Genomic DNA, 19,735 nt, shown 5'->3' on the forward strand with positions numbered 1-19,735 from the left:
ACTACTTTCCGCTATGATGTTCATCTACAAGGAGAAGGAGAGAAAATGCTGTTGATTGCCCGACGAACCGCTCTCGCGGCGGCGCTGCTGCTTGTTATGCCTGTTACGGTCTGGCTGTCTGGTTGGCTGTGGCAGCCAGGACTGCCGGTTGCTATGTTGAAAACCCTCTGGTGGGTGACGGAAACGGTGACGCAGCCGTGGGGAATTATCACGCATGTTGCACTGTGCGGCTGGTTTCTCTGGTGTCTTCGCTACCGGCTGCGCGCGGCACTGATCCTGTTCCTGATTCTTGCCGCCGCCATCCTGGTGGGACAGGGGGTTAAATCCTGGGTCAAAGCGCGGGTTCAGGAGCCGAGACCCTTTGTCATCTGGCTGGAAAACTCAAGACAGGTGCCGGTGACGCAATTCTATGCGTTGAAGCGTAAAGAACGCGCTAAACTGGTGCATGCCCAGCTGGCGCAGGCGCAGGACATTCCGCCGTTTTTACGCAAGCACTGGCAGAAAGAGACAGGCTTTGCTTTCCCGTCGGGTCACACGATGTTCGCCGCCAGCTGGGCGCTGCTGGCCGCCGGGCTGCTGTGGCCGCGTCGGCGTTGGGGCACGGTCGCCGTGCTGCTGGTATGGGCGACGGCGGTGATGGGCAGTCGCCTGGCGCTGGGCATGCACTGGCCGCTGGATCTCATTGTCGCCACGCTGATCTCCTGGCTGTTGGTCACGGTGGCCTGCTGGTTGACGCAGCGCCTGTGCGGGCCGCTCTCGCCGCCGGGAGAAGAGGCGCAGGATATTAAAAAACGGATGCCCGAAGCAGAATAATGTTGATTTTAGCGGCATCCGACCGCATATCCTGTACAGTTGCCATGCTTTTTCATTCCACCGCTGCGGCGAAAATGATACTTTATAGGGCTGAAAGCGGGCTTTTTTTCGCGCAACCCACATAACGGGAAGTCATGTGAAATATTTACTCATTTTCTTACTGGTGCTAGCAATCTTCGTCATTTCAGTGACGCTGGGGGCGCAGAATGACCAACAGGTCACGTTCAACTATTTACTCGCGCAGGGTGAATTCCGCATTTCGACACTGCTGGCGGTGCTGTTCGCCGCAGGCTTTGCCATTGGCTGGCTGATCTGCGGCTTGTTCTGGCTGCGGGTGCGTGTCTCGCTGGCGCGCGCGGAGCGAAAAATTAAGCGCCTTGAGCACCAGATTGCCCCCGTCAGCCCGGTCGCTGTCGACGCAGGCGTGCCTGCCGTGAAGGAATAACCTCTTATGCTGGAGTTGTTGTTTCTGCTTTTACCCGTTGCCGCCGCCTACGGCTGGTACATGGGGCGCAGAAGTGCACAACAGTCCAAACAGGACGATGCCAACCGCCTGTCACGGGATTACGTGGCGGGGGTTAACTTCCTGCTTAGCAACCAGCAGGATAAAGCCGTCGATCTGTTCCTTGATATGTTGAAAGAGGATACCGGCACCGTTGAGGCCCACCTGACGCTCGGTAACCTGTTCCGCTCGCGCGGCGAGGTTGACCGCGCGATCCGTATTCATCAGAGCCTGATGGAAAGCGCATCGTTAACCTACGATCAGCGCCTGCTGGCCGTCCAGCAGCTGGGGCGCGACTATATGGCCGCCGGGTTGTACGATCGTGCGGAAGATATGTTCAAACAGCTGGTGGATGAGACCGATTTCCGCCTGAGCGCTCTGCAGCAGCTGCTGCAGATCTACCAGGCGACCAGCGACTGGCAGTCAGCGATCGAAGTCGCTGAACGGCTGGTGAAGCTGGGTAAAGAGAAACATCGTGGCGAAATCGCCAATTTCTGGTGTGAGCTGGCCCTGCAGCAGATGGCGGCCAACGATCTGGATAAAGCGATGGCGCTGCTGAAGAAAGGCGCCGCCGCAGACCGCAACAGCGCCCGGGTCTCAATAATGATGGGCCGGGTGTGGATGGAAAAGGGTGATTACGCCAAAGCGGTAGAGAGCCTTGAGCGGGTTATCGATCAGGATAAAGAGCTGGTCGGTGAGACGCTGGAGATGCTGCAGACCTGCTACCAGCAACTGGGTAAAGCCGAAGAGTGGGAGGTTTTCCTGCGCCGTTGTGTGGATGAGAACACCGGGGCCACCGCTGAACTGATGCTGGCGCAGATCCTCGAGCAACGGGAAGGGGTCGAAGCCGCGCAAAACTACGTTACCCGGCAGCTGGAACGTCACCCGACCATGCGCGTCTTCCATAAGCTGATGGACTACCATCTCAACGAAGCGGAAGAAGGGCGCGCGAAAGAAAGCCTCGGGGTGCTAAGAAACATGGTCGGCGAGCAGGTGCGCAGCAAACCGCGCTATCGCTGCCAGAAATGCGGCTTTACTGCTCATACGCTCTACTGGCACTGCCCATCCTGCCGCTCGTGGGCCACCATCAAACCCATTCGCGGTCTCGACGGCCAATAAAGTCAAAAAAAATCCCTCCATTAGTTACAACATACTCATCGTTTTTCTCCTCTCCAGACGCGGCCCCGGCAGCGCCATCGTCCGGCCAGCGCTACTACAGCAGTCTGTTATTTTGTTAGCATCACAGGTAGAATGCTGCCCGTTTACCTTTTTTGCGCCGCCCTGGCGCCCATCAACACTAAGGTCTGGTCATGACGTCTACAGCTATCACATCTTCCCGCGCTGTCACATCCTCTCCCGTTGTGGTTGCGCTCGACTATGATAATCGCGATAAAGCGCTGGCATTTGTCGACCGCATCGACCCGCGAGACTGCCGCCTGAAGGTGGGCAAAGAGATGTTCACCCTGTTGGGCCCGCAGTTTGTTTGCGATCTGCACCAGCGCGGGTTTGAGGTGTTCCTTGACCTTAAGTTTCACGATATCCCCAATACCACGGCCCGCGCGGTGGCGGCGGCGGCCGAACTCGGCGTATGGATGGTGAATGTCCATGCCTCCGGCGGCGCGCGGATGATGACCGCCGCGCGTGAAGCGCTGCTGCCGTTTGGTAAAGAGGCTCCGCTGCTGATCGCTGTCACCGTACTCACCAGCATGGAGGCCAGCGACCTGCAGGATCTGGGCATTACCTTATCCCCGGCTGATTACGCGGCGAAGCTGGCAGCGCTGACCCAACGCTGTGGTCTTGACGGGGTCGTGTGCTCAGCTCAGGAGGCGGTGCGCTTCAAACAGGAGCTGGGGCAGGCGTTTAAGCTGGTGACCCCGGGGATCCGTCCGCAGGGGAGCGAGGCTGGGGATCAGCGGCGGATTATGACCCCCGAGCAGGCCCAGGCGGCGGGGGTGGATTATATGGTTATTGGTCGCCCGGTCACTCAGTCGGCCGATCCTGCCGCAACGCTGCGGGCAATCAACGTCTCGTTGTCAAAGGAGGCATAATGAGCGATTCCAATAGCCGCCTGGTCTACTCCACGGAAACCGGGCGTATCGACGAAGCGAAACCGGCGCCGGTGCGGCCTAAAGGCGATGGTATTGTTCGTATTCAGCGCCAGACCAGCGGTCGCAAGGGCAAAGGCGTGTGCCTGATTAGCGGCATCGATGCTGACGATGCCGCGCTGAACGCCCTGGCTGCAGAGCTGAAAAAGAAATGTGGCTGCGGCGGCGCGGTGAAAGATGGCGTGATCGAGATCCAGGGTGACAAACGGGATTTGCTCAAATCGCTGCTCGAGGCGAAAGGAATGAAGGTTAAGTTAGCCGGTGGCTGAGTGCTATTTCGGCAATAATTAAAGTAATGCTGAAATAACAAGGCCGCGGTGAATGCCGCGGCCTTGAATGATTTAACGTGCGTAAGTCAATTCGTGTGAATTATTCTTTTATTTCGTCAGGTAATTATATTATTTGCCAACCTGGTGACCAATAATACCACCGACCGCCGCGCCACCCAGGGTTCCGAGTGCGCTACCGTCAGTTAACACCGCACCACCGATGGCGCCGGCGCCAGCACCGATAGCGGTGTTACGGTCACGTTTAGACATGTTAGAACAAGCGCTCAGAGACATTGCTACAGTGACAGCCAGAACGACGGCAGCCATTTTTTTGCTCGTTGAAGTCATCATTTTTTTCTCCTGAATAATCTATTCATGGATACTACGCTCCTTTAAGCATAGCCTGAAATAGCAGCTTTAGGGCAATTCCATGAAGTTAGGGTGCGCAGGTGTCACGAAAATCACGCAGGTGATAGTCACTTCCTGTTATATCGCTAATAATAATTTTACTTTTTTTTAAATGTATCGTCAGGTAAAAAATCTTAATTAGCGGCTCGGAATACTCTCAGAGCGTAATATCGCCCCGAATGGCGCATTGGCATGGCTCGGGGCGGGTAAAGATCAGACGTATGGCACGATATCGACGGTCAGGCCGCTGTGCAGTAACTGGTCGCGGCAGGCGGCCGGCAGGCGATCGTCGGTAATAACGCGGTTAAAGCGCCCGGCGGGACCGAGGGGATAGGGATGAACCGCGCTGAATTTCGAGCTGTCGCTGAGAATAATCGCTTCACAGTGCTTTTCCAGCACGGCGTTAACCACATCCGCACGCATCATATCGCGACCGGTAAAGCCGGTTTCTGCCTGCCAGCCATCGATCCCGATGAAGGCTTTGCTGAAATGCACCTGCTGGATGAACTGGCGGGTCAGCGGGCCCACCATGCTTTCACTGCGTTTCTGGTAAATCCCGCCCAGCAGGATCACCTCTCCCGGCGTCTCTTTCAGTAGATGGGCGATATAGCTGCTGACGGTAATGATGGTGATATCGCCGCGTTCGGCGAGGGTGCGCGCCAGCAGGGCGTTGCTGCTGCCGTTTTCGATGAATACCGTTTCGCCGGCGCTCACCAGCGCCGCCGCCCGGCTGGCCAGTTCACGTTTAATGGCGAAATGGGTCATCATGCGGGTTTCAACATCTTCACTGTCCAGTGGGACTGCATAGCCATGGGTGCGGCGCAAATAGCTCTGCTTTTCCAGCAGATTCAGATCCTGGCGAATGGTGACCTCTGAGACACCGGTCATCTTCGCCAGATCGGCGACGCTCATCCGGCCTTTATCAATGACCACTTGCAAAATACTTTGTTGTCGGGCGTTCATAGCAACATCACTGTTAGGGGGCTATATGGCGAGCAACCGGTATGAGTCACCGGTTGCGGCATGGGCGATAATCAGATTTCCCAGGGAGCCTTGGGCTGGTTTTTTTGCTCAGCGTCGTCCGCCGCCAGTGCCAGCAGCTCCGCTTTGAGGATTTCCAGATTATGGATCGCAGAGTGGTAATCACCGGCAACCAGAATATCCAGCACGGTATCGATACGTTGGGCGAGCAGGTGGGCATTCACATCTGACATGGCATTATCCTGGTAACAAAAACGAATGAAATCAATGATGCTAAAAATGGATGAAAAAGAGAAGCGAAAAAAACGCACAACCTTAATCGGTGCGACGGAAATAGCAGGATGGAGAGGAAAGAAGCAGCGGTTCCCGGAGGAACCGCTGTGAAGAGGCGTCAGACTGCCGGACGCGCAATAATGCTGCGGGTTTCCATGCGGACTTCGGCGATGGTGACATCGATAACGTCAGTCACTTTGTAGACCACCTCGCCCTTGATCTGCACGGTGCCGTTCTCCTGGCTGCACACCAGTTCGTCGCGAACGGCGTGGAGGAAGGGGGCCGGAATAAAGGCGACCGCGCCATTGTCCACCAGGCGCACGCGCATCCCGCCGCGGCTGATGTCGATGATCTCCGCCGCAAAACGGGTATCGGTCCCGGCTTTATCGTTGAGGAAACGGGCATACAGCCAGTCGGCGACGTCGCGCTCTGCCATCCGGTTAAGACGACGGCGCTCCGCCATCTGTACGGTGGCATCATCCTGCGGGCGCGCAATGGTCTCGCCTTTGATGATGGCCTTCAGCAGACGGTGGTTGATCATGTCGCCATATTTACGGATCGGCGAGGTCCAGGTGGCATAGGCCTCAAGGCCGAGGCCAAAGTGCGGGCCCGGCTCGGTGCTGATTTCCGCAAACGACTGGAAGCGGCGGATGCGGCTGTCGAGGAATCCGGTCGGCTGGGCGTCCAGTTCCCGGCGCAGCTTGCAGAACCCTTCCAGCGTCAGCACCTCCGTCGGGTCGACGTGCACGTCGTGGGTTTTCAGCAGCGCCGCCAGCTGTTCGGTATTCGCCGGGTCGAAGCCGGTATGGACGTTATAAACGCCGAAGCCGAGCTTGTCGCGCAGAACGCGGGCGGCACAGATGTTGGCGGCGATCATCGACTCTTCGACAATACGGTTGGCAATGCGACGTGGTTCCGCGACGATATCCAGCACTTCGCCTTTTTCGCCAAGAACGAAACGGTAGTCCGGACGGTCTTTGAACACCAGCGCATGGGTCTGACGCCATTCGCTACGACGCTGGCACACGTCCTTCAACAGTGTAATTTGCTGCGCGATCGCGTCGCTGCCCGGCTGCCAGCTGCCGCGGCCTTCCAGCCAGTCAGAGACATCGTCATAGGCCAGCTTGGCTTTCGACTCGATGGTGGCGGCAAAGAACTCGATGTTGTCTTCGATGGTGCCATCGGCCGCCAGAGTCATCTGGCAGGCCAGCACCGGGCGCACTTCGTTAGCGCGCAGGGAGCACAGGTCGTCTGACAGCTCGCGGGGCAGCATCGGAATATTGAAGCCCGGCAGATAGTTGGTAAAGGCGCGCACTTTTGCGGCCTTATCCAGCTTGCTACCTTCGGCAATCCAGGCGGTCGGGTCAGCAATGGCGACCGTCAGCAGCAGTTTGCCATCAGCAGTGGATTCGGCATACAACGCATCGTCCATATCTTCGGTGCTGGCGCTGTCGATAGTGACGAAGTCGAGAGCGGTTAAATCGCGGCGCGTCAGCCCTTCATCGAGCATTTCCGTGGCCACGCCGTCCGGCGCTTCTTTTTCGAGATTATGGCGCGCCAGGGTTACCCACCAGGGGACGAAGTGATCGTCGCTGAAGGTGATGAACTGGGTCAGCTCCGCGTAAAACCCGCGGTCGCCTTTTAACGGATGACGGCGCATCTCGGCGACGGCCCAGTCACCCTGTTTGAAATCATGCTCAACGCCACGGGCGGCGCGGCAGGGAATGGCATCTTTCAGCAGCGGATGGTCAGGAACGATAGCGAGGCGATCGTCTTTCTTCTGGACTTTACCGACGAAACGGGTCAGGAACGGCTCAACCAGGGTTTCTGGTTCGGCGCTTTCGCGATCTTTTTCAGAATGGATCACCGCGACGATACGGTCGCCATGCATCACTTTTTTCATCTGCGGCGGCGGAATGAAGTAGCTCTTCTGAGCGTCCACTTCGAGGAAGCCAAAGCCCTTTTCCGTGCCCTTAACGACCCCTTCCGCGCGCGGCGTCTGGGAATGCAGTTGCTGTTTAAGCTGCGCTAGCAGCGGGTTATCCTGAAACATAATTAGGTATTTTCGTGGCTAAAAGAGCGGCTGACATTTTTACGCGAATATGCCTGCCGCAGCAAGCGCTGTTTCAGCAATTTACGTCTGCTGACGCACATTGCCGAGGGCGATTTTCAGACGATTCATCCATCCGCACAGCCCGCTCCAGGTCAACAGATCGATCGCTTGTTCCGCAGAGAGTCCATATTCCGCGAGGGGCGTTAACTGGGCGGCGCTAAACCGGTCCGGCGAGCGGGTTAACAGCTGCACCGCGGTCACGAGAGACCGGGACTGAGGATGCTGCTGGAGCCAGTGATGGAGGGCCTGGTCGCCCTCCCGCAGATGACTGGCGAACTCCTCTTCACCCTGCCAGTGGGGGAGCCAGGCGTCAAAACAGGTGGGGCTGCCATTGGTGCGCGCCGCGAGTAAGGCGACCTGCGGGCCAAAGGTATCATCCGTGCTGAGCTGGCGGATCAAGGTCTCCAGAGGCGTGAACAACGGTGGGTCGCAGGCCAGCAGTGGGGCCAGCTCACCCAGACCGGGCAGCGACTGCCAGCCGGCGATGCGCCGCTGGCGCTCATCATCGGCATACTGCAGATCGGGATCCTCAAGGTCGCTCTGCCACTCTCCTGGTGGCGCGGTGAACAGTTCGGCAGGGGCCTCCTCTTGCTGAGGCATGCCGGGGATCCAGCGCACCGGATAGCCCAGCGCCGCCTGCAGGACGGCAATCGCCCGGGCCTGGAAGCCCACGAAACCGATAATCTGGTTGATCAGGATAATATCCCGGCTGGTTAAACCCACTTCGTCCAGCTGGCTGCGCGAGAGGGCGTTAATGACGGAGGGCGAACTGGCGAGCTGACGAGCATACTGAGTGATCTGCGCCAGGCGACGGTTGCTCTCGCGCGAAGAGTCAGGGCCAGGGAGGGGAGCCAGGCGGGCGGCATAGTGGTTACACAACCGCTGGACACCATAAACCTGGGCGACAGTCAGCGCGGTGCTCAGGCGATCGTAGGCGGTAAAGGTCTGCAGGCGACTCACCGCCACCTGGTCGGGAAACAACCGCTCTGCCAGCTGGCGAGCGGGGTGCAGCCAGCCTGCGTGGATGTGTAGCCAGGCTTCCGGCAGCGTCAGGTCCAGCAAAAAGCGGTCTTCAACATGGGCGGCTTCAGGGACAAGCGGTAGAACATCCACCGGGCAGATTGTTGACTGGGTTTCGTGATACCAGTGGTTTTTGCCATTCACGCGGCGTGGCTCCATGGGCTTTCCTTGTTCGGTATGTGGCGAACCGCCGTTCCGCGGATCGTTTATGCAGAACTATCCTGGCGTAACCCGGAAGCAGGAGAAAATATTGATACGTGCTAACAAATAGCCGATTGGAATAACAGGGGGAGCGTAAGGGATGGGGGGAAGGAAGAACCCTCCTCACCGGGGTGAGGAGGGAAAGAACTTACTTCAGTTCCAGCTCGTTCATGGCGGCGATATTGAACCCGCCGTCAACGTGAACGACTTCACCGGAGATACCCGCGGACAGGTTAGAGCACAGGAAGGCTGCGCTGTTGCCCACATCTTCAATGGTGACGGTGCGACGGATCGGGGTGACCGCTTCGCAGTGCGCCAGCATTTTACGGAAATCTTTAATGCCAGAAGCAGCCAGCGTACGGATCGGACCGGCAGAGATGGCGTTGACGCGAACGCCTTCCGGACCCATGGCGTTAGCCATATAGCGGACGTTAGCTTCCAGAGAGGCTTTGGCCAGACCCATTACGTTGTAGTTCGGGATCGCGCGCTCTGCGCCCAGGTAGGAGAGCGTCAGCAGAGCAGAGCCCGGGTTCAGCATGCTGCGGCAGGCTTTGGCCATCGCCACGAAGCTGTAGGCGCTGATGTCGTGCGCGATTTTAAAGCCGTCGCGGGTGACAACGTCAACGTAGTCGCCGTCTAACTGGTCAGCCGGGGCAAAACCGATAGAGTGGACGAAACCATCGAATTTCGGCCAGACTTTTTCCAGCTCGGTGAACAGCGCGGTGATGCTCTCATCTTCAGCAACGTCGCACGGCAGCACAATGTCAGAACCCAGCGCGGCAGCAAATTCTTCTACGCGACCTTTCAGTTTTTCATTCTGATAGGTGAATGCCAGTTCCGCGCCTTCGCGGTGCATTGCTTGCGCAATACCGTAGGCGATGGACAGTTTGCTGGCGACGCCAGTGATCAAAATGCGCTTACCGGAAAGAAAACCCATAGCTTTAATCCTTATCGTTATTGCTTATTTTTACTTTAACAATCATAACGTTAACATTGTTATTTCAAAATAACTCAAATTTAGCCGGGAATTATATCCCACTGACGACCCCTTGTGTCACGATATTTTTCAGCCGCGCCCGCGGCGTGCGGAGCAAAAGCGTATCGCGATAGCTCCAGTATACTCTCTCTTCTGATGATTATTTGAGCGCGATCTCCGCCAGCAGCAGACACCCGTTGGCACTGAGGGGCTGCAGCTCGCCAGGGGATTCACCGCGCCAGCAGAGACCGCTGCCGGCCACGCTTCGCTGCCCGGCCAGATCCCACTCGCCCTGAAGAACATAAGCGACTCCCTCAGTGGCAGGGCGTTGCTGGTCGTTTATCACCTTTACTCTCGCCGAGGCACGTCCGCGCTGGGTCATGATATTGAAGTCCAGCCCTGGCTCAACGATCCCGACGCTGGACAGCGCCCATTCGCCGGGGAACGCCCACGGCTGCCAGAGCGTCAGCGGATGGTCGATGTCCCCGCCGCACAGTCGTAGTGGTTGTCCCGCCAGCAGGGTGATCACCCGGTCGACGCCGGGGAAGGGGGAAAAAGGACCATCCGCCTGCAAAGTGGCGATGCTGGCTCGCCAGAGAAAGGGGGCGTCTGTGGAAGGAACGGCGATAATTTCCCGGGTGGCACCGGCACCGTTCTTCCACGGCGTGATGGGTAAGGTGGCGATATCAAAAAAAAAGATCATGGTCTGCTCGGCGGAATTCAGAGGGTGGATGGTTTTTGTTACAAGCGTGTCGCAACATGCTTACAAATTATTTACAACAGGGCTCACAAATCCATCATCGAGCGCGTGTGTGGGTTTGTCAATGCTTGTATATACATGAGCAGTCATCTACGAATTATCTTATCGCAGTGACCAGAGCCATCATGACAAAACGCGATCGGGAGAATGAAAATGCAACAGCGTATTACTTTCCGCCAGGCCTGCCTGGTCACCCTGTTTTCGGGGCTACTGCTGTCTGGTGGCTCAACATACGCTAAAGAGTGGAAATCAATCACCATCGCTACGGAAGGCGGCTATGAACCCTGGAACCTGACGCTTCCCGGAGGGAAGTTGAGCGGCTTCGAACCTGAGCTCATGGCGAATTTATGCCAGCGGATGCAGATCGAATGCAAGCTGGTGGTACAGAACTGGGATGGCATGATTGCCGGACTTAACGCCGGAAAATATGACGTGATCATGGACGCTATTGTCGTCACCCCGGAGCGATCGAAGGTCGTGGCGTTTACCCAGGCCTACGCTGCCACGCCGGCCTCTTTCATTGCGGTAAAAGGGTCGCTGCTCCCTCCGTCTCCGACGGTCAAGCTTCATGATGATGAGAAAGAGATTCAGGCGGCGATTGCGCCTCTGCGCGCGGCGTTGAAAGGGAAAACTATCGGCATCGCTTCCGGCACCGTGTACACCCCGTTTATTGATAAGTATTTCAAGGATATCGCTGACATCAGGGAATATAACAACTCAGCGGATGCGATCCTCGACCTGCAGGCTGAGCGCATCGATGCGGTGTTTGATGATATTACCTTTGCCAACACCACCCTGTCGCGACCGGAGAATAACAATCTGGCATTGAGCGGTCCGCTGATGAGCGGGCCGATCTGGGGAGGCGGTGAGGCGATGGGCGTGCGCCTCACCGATCCCGATCTCAAAGCGAAACTGGATAGCGCCATTCAGGCGGCGCTGGCCGATGGGACGGTAAAAAAACTGAGCGAGAAATGGTTTAAAAGCGACGTTACCCCCTGAGTGAGGCTCTCATGTTGAATCTTCTGAGTTTTGGTGAAAACGGGTGGGGGACGCTGATCCTCAGTGCCACGCTGACCACGTTGCTGCTGTCGCTCGCCGCGCTGGCCGTCGGTGCCGGGGTAGGCGGCGTCATTGCCGCCGCAAAGCTGTCCCGGCATGCGCCAGCGCGCTGGTTTGGCGCCGCCTGGTCGGTAGTATTCCGCGGTATCCCTGAGTTACTGGTGATCTACCTGTTCTATTTTGGCGGCTCAGGGATGATTTCATGGGTGGGGCGACTGTTTGGCGCTGACGGTTTTATTGAGGTTCCGCCCTTTCTGATTGGCGCCCTGGCGATTGGTTTGATCTCCTCCTCGTATCAGGCGGAAGTCTACCGTGCTGCTCGCCTGGCGCTGATGCCCGGTGAAGTGGAGGCGGCTACCGCTATCGGCATGCCGCGCTGGCGGATCCTGCAGCGCATTCTGTTGCCGCAGATTATCCGTTATTCGCTGCCTGGGTTATCCAACGTGTGGCAAATGAGCCTCAAAGATTCGGCGCTGGTATCGGTGACCGGCATCGTTGAGCTGATGCGCGCCAGCCAGATTGCCGCTGGCTCGACCCGCGATTATTTCCTGTTCTATCTGATCGGCGGCGGCTGTTATCTGATCCTGACGCTGCTCTCTAACCGCGCATTTACCCGGGCGGAGAGCCATCTCAACCGCGCCTGGCTGCGTCGCAGCGCCGCGCAGGCGTAAGGAGCCCGTATGTTTATCGATTTTGCCTTCCTCGGTGAGACGTTGTTAAAGCTCGGCGCGGCGCTGCCGGTGACGCTGGGGCTCTTTATTTGCTCTTTTATCCTCGGCGGCGCACTGGCCCTCGGCGTTCTGGCGCTGCGAATGAGCCACTGGCCGCTGGCTAGCGGTTTCGCCAAAGGCTATATCCTGATCTTTCGTGGTTCACCACTGCTGATCCAGCTGTTTCTCATTTATTACGGGCTGGGTCAGTTTGGGGTGATCCGTCACAGTTTCCTGTGGCCGCTGCTGCGCGAACCCTTTATCTGCGCCGTTCTGGCGCTGGCGCTCTGTACAGCGGCCTACACCGCGGAAATTCTTCGCGGCGGGTTGCTGGCGATACCGCCGGGTCAGATTGAAGCCGGTCAGGCTTGCGGCATGTCGCGCTGGCTGTTGTTGCGGCGGATCATTGCCCCGGTGATGCTACGTTATGCACTGCCAGCCTACTCCACGGAGGCCATTCTGCTGGTCAAGTCGACGGCGCTGGCAAGCCTGGTGACCGTCTGGGACGTCACCGGGGTGGCGCAACAGATTATTCAGCGTACCTACCGGACGATGGAGGTATTCCTCTGCGCGGCGGCCATCTATTTGCTGCTTAATTTCATCATTGTGCAGCTGTACGCCCTGCTAGAACGGCGATTAACGCCGCATACCCGGCAAAACCCGGCGACCGTGTCGCTCAAGCCGATAACCAAAGGAGAGTAAGATGCTCGATTCACGTCCGGTGACCTTATCGGTCAGCGATATTCATAAGTCCTTTGGCTCCCTGGATGTCCTGAAGGGGATCACCATCCAGGCCCGGCAGGGCGATGTCATTTCGATCCTCGGCGCCAGCGGCTCCGGTAAAAGTACGCTGCTGCGCTGCATTAATCTGCTGGAAACGCCCGATGCCGGGGTGGTCAGCGTCGGTGGCGAGACGATTGAAATGAAGCACCACGCCCGCGGGCATCGGCTGGCGGCGAATCCCCGGCAGATAGAGCGCCTGCGTTCGCGGCTGGGGATGGTCTTTCAAAGTTTTAACCTGTGGTCGCATATGACGGTCCTGCAGAATGTCATTGAGGGGCCGCATTATGTGCTCAAACGGGATAAACGGACCTGCATTGAACAGGCGGAGCAGCTGCTGGAGCGGGTGGGGATGTTGAACCGAAAGGATTTCTATCCGGCACAGCTCTCCGGCGGCCAACAGCAGCGCGTGGCAATAGCCCGCGCGCTGGCGATGGAGCCAGACGTCATGCTCTTTGATGAACCCACCTCAGCGCTGGATCCCGAACTGGTCGGCGAGGTGTTAAAGGTCATGCGCAGCCTGGCGGAAGAGGGGCGGACGATGCTGGTGGTCACCCACGAGCTGGGATTCGCCCGCCATGTCTCCAACCGGGTGGTATTTATGCACCAGGGGACGATTGACTGCGACGGTGCGCCTGAGGCGCTATTTGGCACTCAGGGTTCCGCGCGCTTTAAGCAATTTATCTCCAGCCATCAACAGCCAGGACAGGTCGTATGAATATGATCCAGTGGGGCGATGCACCGATACGCTGGCAGGAGGTGGCTTGTGTCGCCCGGGGCGAGGCGATCTTGAGCCTCAGCAAAAGCGCCTGGGCGCGTATCGAGCAGGGGCGGGCGATTGTCCAGCATATCGTTAGCGCCGGTCAGGTGGCCTATGGGATCAACACCGGGCTGGGGGCGCTGTGCAACATTACGCTGCCGGAAGCGCAGTTACACCAGCTGTCGCGCAATACGCTGCTCAGTCATGCCTGCGGGGTGGGGCCGCTGCTGGAGGTCGCCCCAACCCGGGCCATTATGTGCGCCGCGGTGGCCAATTTCAGCCACGGTAAATCCGGTATTTCCGCCGGGATAGTGCAGCAACTGCTGATGTTTTTGCAGCATGGCGTCACCCCCCAGGTGCCCTCTCAGGGGTCGGTTGGCTATTTAACGCATATGGCGCACATTGGCCTGGCCCTGATGGGAGTCGGCGATGTGCTATGGCAAGGGCGAACGTGGTCTGCGGCAGAGGTCCTGTCGCAGCTGAATCTGCAGCCCATCGCGCCGGGAGCGAAAGAGGGGCTCAGTCTGGTCAACGGTACGCCGTGCATGACCGGCCTGGCCTGCCTGGCCTTAGACGACGCCGAGCGCTTAATGAACTGGGCCGATGTGACCGGGGCGATGAGCTTTGAAGCGCTGCGCGGCCAGCTTGTGGCGTTTGATGCCGAGATCCTGGCGCTGAAAGCCAGTCCCGGGATCCAGACCAGCGGCCAGCGGCTGCGTGAGCTGCTGGCGGGCAGCCGTCTGCTGGCCGAAAGCGAAGGTCTTCGCACCCAGGATGCGCTGAGTCTCCGCTCGATGCCTCAGGTGCATGGCGCCTGCCGCGATCAGTTTAGCCATGCGCAGACGCAGATAAATATCGAACTTAACGCCTGTACCGATAATCCCCTAATCCTGGGCACCCTTGAGCAGTGGCGGGTGGTGTCCCAGGCGCATCCCCATGGTGAATCGGTGGCAATGGCCTGCGATTTGCTGGCTATTGCCATGGCTGAGCTGGGCGCTATCGCCGAACGACGTCTTGACCGGCTGGTGAATCCTCTGGTGAGCGGCTTGCCAGCGTTTCTGGTCGCCCGACCCGGGGTGAATTCAGGCATGATGATTGCCCAGTACGTCGCCGCGTCGCTGTGCGCGGAAAATAAGCAGCTGGCGCAGCCGGCGGTGCTGGATAATTTTGTTACCTCCGCTTTGCAGGAGGATCATTTAAGCCTGGGTACCAGTGCTGCGCTGAAATTGCAGCGCCTGCTCGGCAACCTCTATCAGATCCTGGGTATCGAATATTTACTCGCGGCCCAGGGGCTCGATTTTCACGAGCCGCAGACGCTGGCGGCGGGTACACGTCGGGCGCGCGATCTGCTGCGCCAAAGCGTGCCTGGCTGGGAGGAGGATCGCTGGCTGGCGCCGGACATCGCCAGCGCAGTGGCTATCCTCAAGCGGACGGCTGGCCACGCGCCGGTGTGAGGTCACCGGGCGAGGTGAATGAGATGGGGCTATTTCCCGTCTTTGCGCCAGGCGTCGGCGGTGAGAGCTTCACCGAAGTGGCCGGCGATCAGGCGTCGGGTCAGGTCGTGCAGCGGTGAGGCCAGCACATCGGCAGTGCTGCCGCGCTCGACCACTTCGCCGTTATGCATCACCAGCACTTGATCGCTGATGTGCTTCATCATTCCCAGGTGCTGAGTGACATAGATATAGGAGATGCCCTGTTTCTCCTGCAGCTCCAGCATCAGATTGATGAGCTGGGAGCGCATCGACATATCCAGCGAGGCCAACGCCTCATCGCAGACGATGACCTTCGGGCGCAGGATCAGCGCCCTGGCGAGGCCGAGACGCTGCTTCTGACCGGGCGCCAACATATGGGGGTAATAGCTGACGTGGTCCGGCAGCAGACCGACCATGCGCAGCGTGTCGATAATCTGCTTTTGCCGCGCCTCGGCGTCGAGGTCGGTATTCAGCCGCAGCGGAAAATCGAGGATCTGCGAGATGCGCTGGCGCGGGTTCAGTGAGGTCGACGGATCCTGAAAGATCATACGAATCTTCTGGCTGCGGTAGGAGTAGTCCCCGAAAGTCAGCGGATGGTCGTCGATCAACAGCTCGCCGCTGGTGGGTTCCACCATGCCCGCCAGCATCTTGGCGAGGGTGGATTTCCCGGAGCCGTTCTCGCCGATAATCGCCAGCGTCTGCCGTTCACGCAGGGTAAAACTCAGCGGCTTGACGGCCTCCACCGTCTGGCGGTGAAACCAGCCGGTGCGGTAGCGAAAGGTCTTACTGAGTTGGCGAACTTCCAGCAATGTTTCGACCATTTCACTCTTTCTCCATGTTCAGCGGGAAATGACAGGCGTACAGATGGTTGCGCGCCCCGGTAAGACGCGGCGTTTCGATACACTCGCGCTGGGCGTAAGGGCAGCGCGGCCCCAGACGGCAGCCGATGGGCAGCTGCTCCAGCAGAGGGATCGCCCCTGGCAGGGTGTTGAGGCGGCTTTTATGCGGCATGGCGCTGCCAAAATCCGGGATCGCGCGGATTAACGCCTGGGTATAGGGGTGATGCGGCAGGGTGACCAGCTCTTCGCTGGGCCCGCTCTCCACCGTCTGCCCGCAGTACATGACGTTGATTTTATCCGCCCATTTGCTGAGCATCTGCAGATCGTGGCTGATCAGCAAAATGGTGGTGTTGTTGTTCTGATTGAGCCGCGTCAGCAGGCGGATAATCTGCGCCTGAGTCGTTGGCTCCATGGCGTTGGTCGGTTCATCGGCGATCAGTAGGCGCGGCTGGTTGGCCAGGGCGATGGCAATCATCACCTTCTGGCACTCGCCTTCGGTCAACTGATAGGGGAAGCTGCGCATGGCATCTTTGTGATCTTTAATGCCGACGCGGTGCAACAGCTCGATGGCCCGGCGCTTACGCCAGCCCAGCCGTTGCCACCAGCGGCCCTTATAGGTCCAGCCGGGGATACTCTGAATCAGCTGCTGGCCGATGCGCTCAGAGGGATCAAGACAGGACTGCGGCTCCTGAAAAATCATCGACACGTTATGGCCGATCAGTTTCCGCCGCTCGCGGTTCGACAGTCGCAGCAGGTCGATGTCATCGAAACGCATGCGGTCGGCGGTGACCCGCCAGTTGTCTTTGGTCACCCCGCAGATAGCTTTGGCAATAAGGCTTTTCCCGGAACCGGATTCGCCCACCAGGCCGCGGATCTCGCCTTCAGTCAGGGTCAGACTGACGCGATCGACGGCTTTCACCCAGCCTTCGTTGGTTCTAAATTCGATAGTTAAGTGACGAATATCGAGTAACGGCATTATTGTACCCCGGCAATGATCGCCCGGCGAATACCGTCGCCCAGCAGGTTGACCAGCAGTACGCTGAGCATAATCGCCGCCCCGGGGAGCATCACGGTCCACGGCGCGACATAGATAAGCTCCAGCGCATCGCCCAGCATGGCTCCCCATTCCGGCGAAGGCAGCTGGGCGCCGAGATCAAGAAAGCCCAGCGCGGCAATATCCAGAATAGCCATCGACAGGGCGCGGGTGATCTCGGTCACCAGGCCGGAGGCAATATTGGGCAGAATGGCGAACAGCAGAATGTTCAGCGTCGAGGCTCCGTCGAGGCGGGCGGCGATGATGTACTCTTTCTCCAGCTCATCGTGGACCAGGCTGTAGACGGAACGTACCATGCGCGGGAGCAGCGCCAGCCAGACGGCGAACATCGCATGGCTGAGGTGCGGCCCGGCAAAGGCGACGACGATAATCGCCAGCAGCAGCGAGGGAATAGAGAGCAGGGTATCGAGAATATGGTTCATCACTGCCGAGCGCAGGCCGTGAGTCGACCCGGCAATCACGCCCAGCACCAGGCCAAACAGCGTGGCGCCGAGGGTGACGACAAAAGCCCCACCGACGGTTGGCGCCGCGCCGCTCAGCAGCCGACTCAGCACATCGCGGCCCAGGTCATCGGTCCCCAGGAAGAAGGAGACTTCGCCATAGCGCGACCACGACGGCGGCAGCAACTGATAGCCAAGGAACTGCTGATCGATGCCATAGGGGGCGAACCAGCCGCCGAAGACGCAGAGCAGGAGCAGGCCCGCGCAGCCGTACAGGCCGATCATCGCCGTGGTGTCACCATAGAATTTACGCCATACGGTGCGCAGCGCGCCGGGCGGACGCTTTTCCAGATAAACGCTATCGTAGGGCATATGAATCCGTTTTAAGTTTGTTAGTCATGCTTTAAGTCTTTTCAAAAATCCCGCTAATACCAACACCTTGCTAGCATTGAGTGCTTTAATTTTGTGTGTTCTGCATTGATTTGAAGGTTATCAATTTAACCAAAATGTGTACACTGATGTGTATATCATCTTCCGGAGTGTACACATTGCTTACCGACACAAAATTAAGAAAAGCTCTTGGCAAAAAGAGAGACCAGATCGAGGTCATATCGGACGCTCATGGTCTGAATGTCCGGTTGTCTACTTCCGGCAGTATAACATTCTTTTACCGCTACAGATGGAACGGGAAAGCCGCTCAGCTAACGATTGGCGATTATCCCACCACCTCCTTATCTCAAGCTCGCGAACGTAGGCAGCAGTTCAGGGCCTGGTTGACAGAAGGACTCGATCCGAGACGGCAAACAGTTCTGGAGAAACAGAAAAAAGTCGAAGCACTCACCGTTAAAGAGGCTTTCGATTACTGGGAAAAGTATTACTGCATCCCTGAAGGTCTTGTGAAAATCAAGGTTAACCGGCGGGACTTCAATAACCATATAGCGCCTGTGCTGGGGAACATGATTGTTGATCAGACCACTAAAGCACACTGGCTTAACCTTTTTGATGGCATGGGGCGAAGAGTTGTCACTGGTCAGATGCTGGGGCTGATGCAGCGTACGTTCCGTTTCTGCTCCAATCGAGGGGTAATTAATGTGAACCCGATTGAGAGCCTTAGGCGCTCTGACGTAGGTCTCACAGCATCCGTAAAAGATCGCAGGTTGAGTGATGAGGAAATCAAAACAGTTTGGAACATCCTTCCTGAAATGAAGTACCGACAACAACTGATAATGAAGTTTCTCATCATGACTGGCTGCCGGAGTACAGAGATCAGAACAGCAAGATGGGAGTGGTTTGATTTCCATGAGCAAACGTGGACCATTCCGGCAAGCGATTATAAAACCGGGAAATCGGTCAGAAGGGCACTTCCCGAGGCAGTAGTAAGAATGATGTTAGCAGAGAAGGAAACGTCAGTTTCAAAACATGTTGTGACACTGTCACGTTACAGGGGGCCAGAAGATGACAGACCGCCACTACAACCAAACGTCGCTCTGTTTTCTGCTCAGATTATAGCTAAAACAGGCATGAAGCCCTGGTCTCTCCATGACCTCAGACGAACAGTGGCGACACGCCTTTCTGAATTAGGTGCGCCGCCACATGTTGTGGAAAAACTGCTTGGCCATCATATGGCAGGTGTCATGGCACGTTATAACCTGCATGATTATCTGGATGATCAGCGTCACTGGCTTGCTGTTTGGCAGGATCACCTTGAGAAGCTGGTTGGTCAGCCTCTGGTTTGATCCCCACGTTATCTTCCCAGGCCAGCAGGTCTGAAAGTCTCCACCTTTTAGGGCTGCCATTTATTTTAGGCTGCGGGAATGGCTGAGCAAAGTAAGAGGGCATCCGGGATGGGGTGCTCCAGAAATAGAGTGTGCTGCGCGATATTTTGTATCTGGACAGAACGTCATCGGTTATCAAAATTTCATCTGATTTATGAGATGTATTTGTCATAAAAACCCCTTAGTTACATTGTCCAGGCAGATGGTGTAGCCGGCGCGCGCAGCTCATGGCTGTGGCCACATAGCTACTTTTTCTGTTAACAACTTCTACAGTGATCTTTGAGCCTTGAACCACCACCGTATAAGTTCTTTTCGTTTTCTGTAGCCCGTAGGCTCCATAAAGCTCAACGTGTTTTGCCAGTGCCGCATCGCACGCCTGGCGGCCCAGCGGTGATTGCTTGCTTCGGTTAATCAGTCGCATATTC

The 19,735-nt window shown here is 57.6% G+C and carries 22 protein-coding genes; 11 read left to right on the forward strand and 11 right to left on the reverse strand.

What is annotated here, in order from left to right; all coding sequences use genetic code 11:
* Positions 1-45: 45 nt before the first annotated feature.
* From pgpB to yciH, 5 genes are all read left to right on the forward strand, one after another.
* Complete coding sequence (gene pgpB / locus A1WC_RS15255; protein ID WP_008807789.1) at positions 46-813, forward strand: phosphatidylglycerophosphatase B; 768 nt, start codon at positions 46-48, stop codon at positions 811-813.
* Positions 814-949: 136 nt separating this feature from the next.
* The gene (locus A1WC_RS15250; protein ID WP_012542047.1) at positions 950-1,258 is read left to right on the forward strand and encodes a LapA family protein; all 309 of its coding nucleotides are present in this window, start codon (positions 950-952) and stop codon (positions 1,256-1,258) included.
* Positions 1,259-1,264: 6 nt separating this feature from the next.
* Entirely contained in the window at positions 1,265-2,434 is a 1,170-nt protein-coding gene (lapB, locus tag A1WC_RS15245; protein WP_008807790.1) for a lipopolysaccharide assembly protein LapB, read from the forward strand.
* A 191-nt stretch (positions 2,435-2,625) separates the two neighbouring features.
* Positions 2,626-3,363, forward strand: a complete 738-nt coding sequence (gene pyrF / locus A1WC_RS15240; RefSeq protein WP_016160774.1) for an orotidine-5'-phosphate decarboxylase — start codon at positions 2,626-2,628, stop codon at positions 3,361-3,363.
* Positions 3,363-3,689 (forward strand): stress response translation initiation inhibitor YciH, encoded by a 327-nt coding sequence (gene yciH, locus A1WC_RS15235; RefSeq protein ID WP_008807792.1) that lies wholly within the window; start codon positions 3,363-3,365, stop codon positions 3,687-3,689. Before pyrF ends, yciH begins: the two co-directional genes overlap by 1 nt.
* A gap of 129 nt (positions 3,690-3,818) precedes the next feature.
* Here yciH and osmB read toward each other — a convergent pair whose 3' ends face one another.
* The 7 genes from osmB to A1WC_RS15200 all read right to left on the reverse strand — a co-directional run bounded on the left by osmB (position 3,819) and on the right by A1WC_RS15200 (position 10,364).
* Positions 3,819-4,037 carry an osmotically-inducible lipoprotein OsmB gene (gene osmB / locus A1WC_RS15230; RefSeq protein ID WP_002901783.1) on the reverse strand — a complete coding sequence of 73 codons (219 nt, stop codon included), beginning with the start codon at positions 4,035-4,037 and terminating at the stop codon, positions 3,819-3,821.
* A 273-nt stretch (positions 4,038-4,310) separates the two neighbouring features.
* Complete coding sequence (locus A1WC_RS15225; RefSeq protein ID WP_008807793.1) at positions 4,311-5,060, reverse strand: DNA-binding transcriptional regulator YciT; 750 nt, start codon at positions 5,058-5,060, stop codon at positions 4,311-4,313.
* A 71-nt stretch (positions 5,061-5,131) separates the two neighbouring features.
* Entirely contained in the window at positions 5,132-5,311 is a 180-nt protein-coding gene (locus A1WC_RS15220; RefSeq protein WP_012542045.1) for a hypothetical protein, read from the reverse strand.
* A 158-nt stretch (positions 5,312-5,469) separates the two neighbouring features.
* Positions 5,470-7,404, reverse strand: coding sequence for an exoribonuclease II (locus A1WC_RS15215; protein WP_008807795.1), 1,935 nt, complete (start codon positions 7,402-7,404; stop codon positions 5,470-5,472).
* 81 nt (positions 7,405-7,485) lie between these two features.
* Positions 7,486-8,643, reverse strand: coding sequence for a carboxymuconolactone decarboxylase family protein (locus tag A1WC_RS15210; RefSeq protein ID WP_012542042.1), 1,158 nt, complete (start codon positions 8,641-8,643; stop codon positions 7,486-7,488).
* Between the two features lie 190 nt (positions 8,644-8,833).
* Positions 8,834-9,622 carry an enoyl-ACP reductase FabI gene (gene fabI / locus A1WC_RS15205; RefSeq protein WP_008807797.1) on the reverse strand — a complete coding sequence of 263 codons (789 nt, stop codon included), beginning with the start codon at positions 9,620-9,622 and terminating at the stop codon, positions 8,834-8,836.
* 199 nt (positions 9,623-9,821) lie between these two features.
* Complete coding sequence (locus tag A1WC_RS15200; RefSeq protein ID WP_016160775.1) at positions 9,822-10,364, reverse strand: HutD family protein; 543 nt, start codon at positions 10,362-10,364, stop codon at positions 9,822-9,824.
* A gap of 210 nt (positions 10,365-10,574) precedes the next feature.
* Here A1WC_RS15200 and A1WC_RS15195 point away from each other — a divergent pair, with 210 nt between their 5' ends.
* From A1WC_RS15195 to A1WC_RS15175, 5 genes are read left to right on the forward strand one after another with little or no spacing between them, the layout of a single operon-like run.
* Complete coding sequence (locus A1WC_RS15195) at positions 10,575-11,420, forward strand: transporter substrate-binding domain-containing protein (protein WP_012542041.1); 846 nt, start codon at positions 10,575-10,577, stop codon at positions 11,418-11,420.
* Positions 11,421-11,431: 11 nt separating this feature from the next.
* Positions 11,432-12,151, forward strand: coding sequence for an ABC transporter permease (locus tag A1WC_RS15190; protein ID WP_008807800.1), 720 nt, complete (start codon positions 11,432-11,434; stop codon positions 12,149-12,151).
* 9 nt (positions 12,152-12,160) lie between these two features.
* Positions 12,161-12,892 (forward strand): ABC transporter permease, encoded by a 732-nt coding sequence (locus A1WC_RS15185; protein WP_008807801.1) that lies wholly within the window; start codon positions 12,161-12,163, stop codon positions 12,890-12,892.
* A 1-nt stretch (position 12,893) separates the two neighbouring features.
* Complete coding sequence (locus tag A1WC_RS15180; protein WP_008807802.1) at positions 12,894-13,688, forward strand: ABC transporter ATP-binding protein; 795 nt, start codon at positions 12,894-12,896, stop codon at positions 13,686-13,688.
* A complete protein-coding gene (locus A1WC_RS15175) occupies positions 13,685-15,184 on the forward strand; it encodes an HAL/PAL/TAL family ammonia-lyase (protein ID WP_016160776.1) in 1,500 nt (499 codons plus the stop codon). The genes A1WC_RS15180 and A1WC_RS15175 overlap by 4 nt, the downstream gene beginning before the upstream one ends.
* A 29-nt stretch (positions 15,185-15,213) precedes the next feature.
* Here the strand turns inward: A1WC_RS15175 and sapF are convergent, their stop codons facing one another.
* From sapF to sapC, 3 genes are read right to left on the reverse strand one after another with little or no spacing between them, the layout of a single operon-like run.
* The gene (gene sapF / locus A1WC_RS15170) at positions 15,214-16,023 is read right to left on the reverse strand and encodes a putrescine export ABC transporter ATP-binding protein SapF (protein ID WP_004140269.1); all 810 of its coding nucleotides are present in this window, start codon (positions 16,021-16,023) and stop codon (positions 15,214-15,216) included.
* A 1-nt stretch (position 16,024) separates the two neighbouring features.
* Positions 16,025-17,017: a putrescine export ABC transporter ATP-binding protein SapD gene (sapD, locus tag A1WC_RS15165; RefSeq protein ID WP_008807804.1), complete on the reverse strand. Its 993-nt coding sequence runs from the start codon at positions 17,015-17,017 to the stop codon at positions 16,025-16,027.
* On the reverse strand, positions 17,017-17,907 hold the full coding sequence (sapC, locus tag A1WC_RS15160) for a putrescine export ABC transporter permease SapC (RefSeq protein ID WP_008807805.1): 891 nt from the start codon (positions 17,905-17,907) through the stop codon (positions 17,017-17,019). The genes sapD and sapC overlap by 1 nt, the downstream gene beginning before the upstream one ends.
* 146 nt (positions 17,908-18,053) lie before the next feature.
* On the opposite strand from sapC, the gene A1WC_RS15155 reads away from it, so the two are divergent.
* Positions 18,054-19,271, forward strand: coding sequence for a tyrosine-type recombinase/integrase (locus A1WC_RS15155; RefSeq protein WP_023300902.1), 1,218 nt, complete (start codon positions 18,054-18,056; stop codon positions 19,269-19,271).
* A gap of 220 nt (positions 19,272-19,491) precedes the next feature.
* Here the strand turns inward: A1WC_RS15155 and A1WC_RS26090 are convergent, their stop codons facing one another.
* Entirely contained in the window at positions 19,492-19,731 is a 240-nt protein-coding gene (locus tag A1WC_RS26090) for a DUF4060 family protein (protein ID WP_071599447.1), read from the reverse strand.
* Positions 19,732-19,735 lie beyond the last annotated feature (4 nt).

The sequence above is a fragment of the Klebsiella sp. KTE92 genome (assembly GCF_000398905.1).
In the GTDB taxonomy this organism is placed as follows: domain Bacteria; phylum Pseudomonadota; class Gammaproteobacteria; order Enterobacterales; family Enterobacteriaceae; genus Klebsiella; species Klebsiella variicola.

Bases quoted from the DNA above. Each gene is read 5' to 3' on its own strand.
- yciH (WP_008807792.1), top strand. From the start codon at position 3,363: ATGAGCGATTCCAATAGCCGCCTGGTCTACTCCACGGAAACCGGGCGT.
- A1WC_RS15200 (WP_016160775.1), bottom strand. From the start codon at position 10,364: ATGATCTTTTTTTTTGATATCGCCACCTTACCCATCACGCCGTGGAAG.
- A1WC_RS15220 (WP_012542045.1), bottom strand. From the start codon at position 5,311: ATGTCAGATGTGAATGCCCACCTGCTCGCCCAACGTATCGATACCGTG.
- A1WC_RS15155 (WP_023300902.1), top strand. From the start codon at position 18,054: ATGTGTATATCATCTTCCGGAGTGTACACATTGCTTACCGACACAAAA.
- sapD (WP_008807804.1), bottom strand. From the start codon at position 17,017: ATGCCGTTACTCGATATTCGTCACTTAACTATCGAATTTAGAACCAAC.
- A1WC_RS15175 (WP_016160776.1), top strand. From the start codon at position 13,685: ATGAATATGATCCAGTGGGGCGATGCACCGATACGCTGGCAGGAGGTG.
- pgpB (WP_008807789.1), top strand. From the start codon at position 46: ATGCTGTTGATTGCCCGACGAACCGCTCTCGCGGCGGCGCTGCTGCTT.
- lapB (WP_008807790.1), top strand. From the start codon at position 1,265: ATGCTGGAGTTGTTGTTTCTGCTTTTACCCGTTGCCGCCGCCTACGGC.
- fabI (WP_008807797.1), bottom strand. From the start codon at position 9,622: ATGGGTTTTCTTTCCGGTAAGCGCATTTTGATCACTGGCGTCGCCAGC.
- A1WC_RS15180 (WP_008807802.1), top strand. From the start codon at position 12,894: ATGCTCGATTCACGTCCGGTGACCTTATCGGTCAGCGATATTCATAAG.
- osmB (WP_002901783.1), bottom strand. From the start codon at position 4,037: ATGACTTCAACGAGCAAAAAAATGGCTGCCGTCGTTCTGGCTGTCACT.
- A1WC_RS26090 (WP_071599447.1), bottom strand. From the start codon at position 19,731: ATGCGACTGATTAACCGAAGCAAGCAATCACCGCTGGGCCGCCAGGCG.
- A1WC_RS15190 (WP_008807800.1), top strand. From the start codon at position 11,432: ATGTTGAATCTTCTGAGTTTTGGTGAAAACGGGTGGGGGACGCTGATC.
- A1WC_RS15225 (WP_008807793.1), bottom strand. From the start codon at position 5,060: ATGAACGCCCGACAACAAAGTATTTTGCAAGTGGTCATTGATAAAGGC.
- sapC (WP_008807805.1), bottom strand. From the start codon at position 17,907: ATGCCCTACGATAGCGTTTATCTGGAAAAGCGTCCGCCCGGCGCGCTG.
- A1WC_RS15195 (WP_012542041.1), top strand. From the start codon at position 10,575: ATGCAACAGCGTATTACTTTCCGCCAGGCCTGCCTGGTCACCCTGTTT.
- sapF (WP_004140269.1), bottom strand. From the start codon at position 16,023: ATGGTCGAAACATTGCTGGAAGTTCGCCAACTCAGTAAGACCTTTCGC.
- pyrF (WP_016160774.1), top strand. From the start codon at position 2,626: ATGACGTCTACAGCTATCACATCTTCCCGCGCTGTCACATCCTCTCCC.
- A1WC_RS15215 (WP_008807795.1), bottom strand. From the start codon at position 7,404: ATGTTTCAGGATAACCCGCTGCTAGCGCAGCTTAAACAGCAACTGCAT.
- A1WC_RS15185 (WP_008807801.1), top strand. From the start codon at position 12,161: ATGTTTATCGATTTTGCCTTCCTCGGTGAGACGTTGTTAAAGCTCGGC.
- A1WC_RS15210 (WP_012542042.1), bottom strand. From the start codon at position 8,643: ATGGAGCCACGCCGCGTGAATGGCAAAAACCACTGGTATCACGAAACC.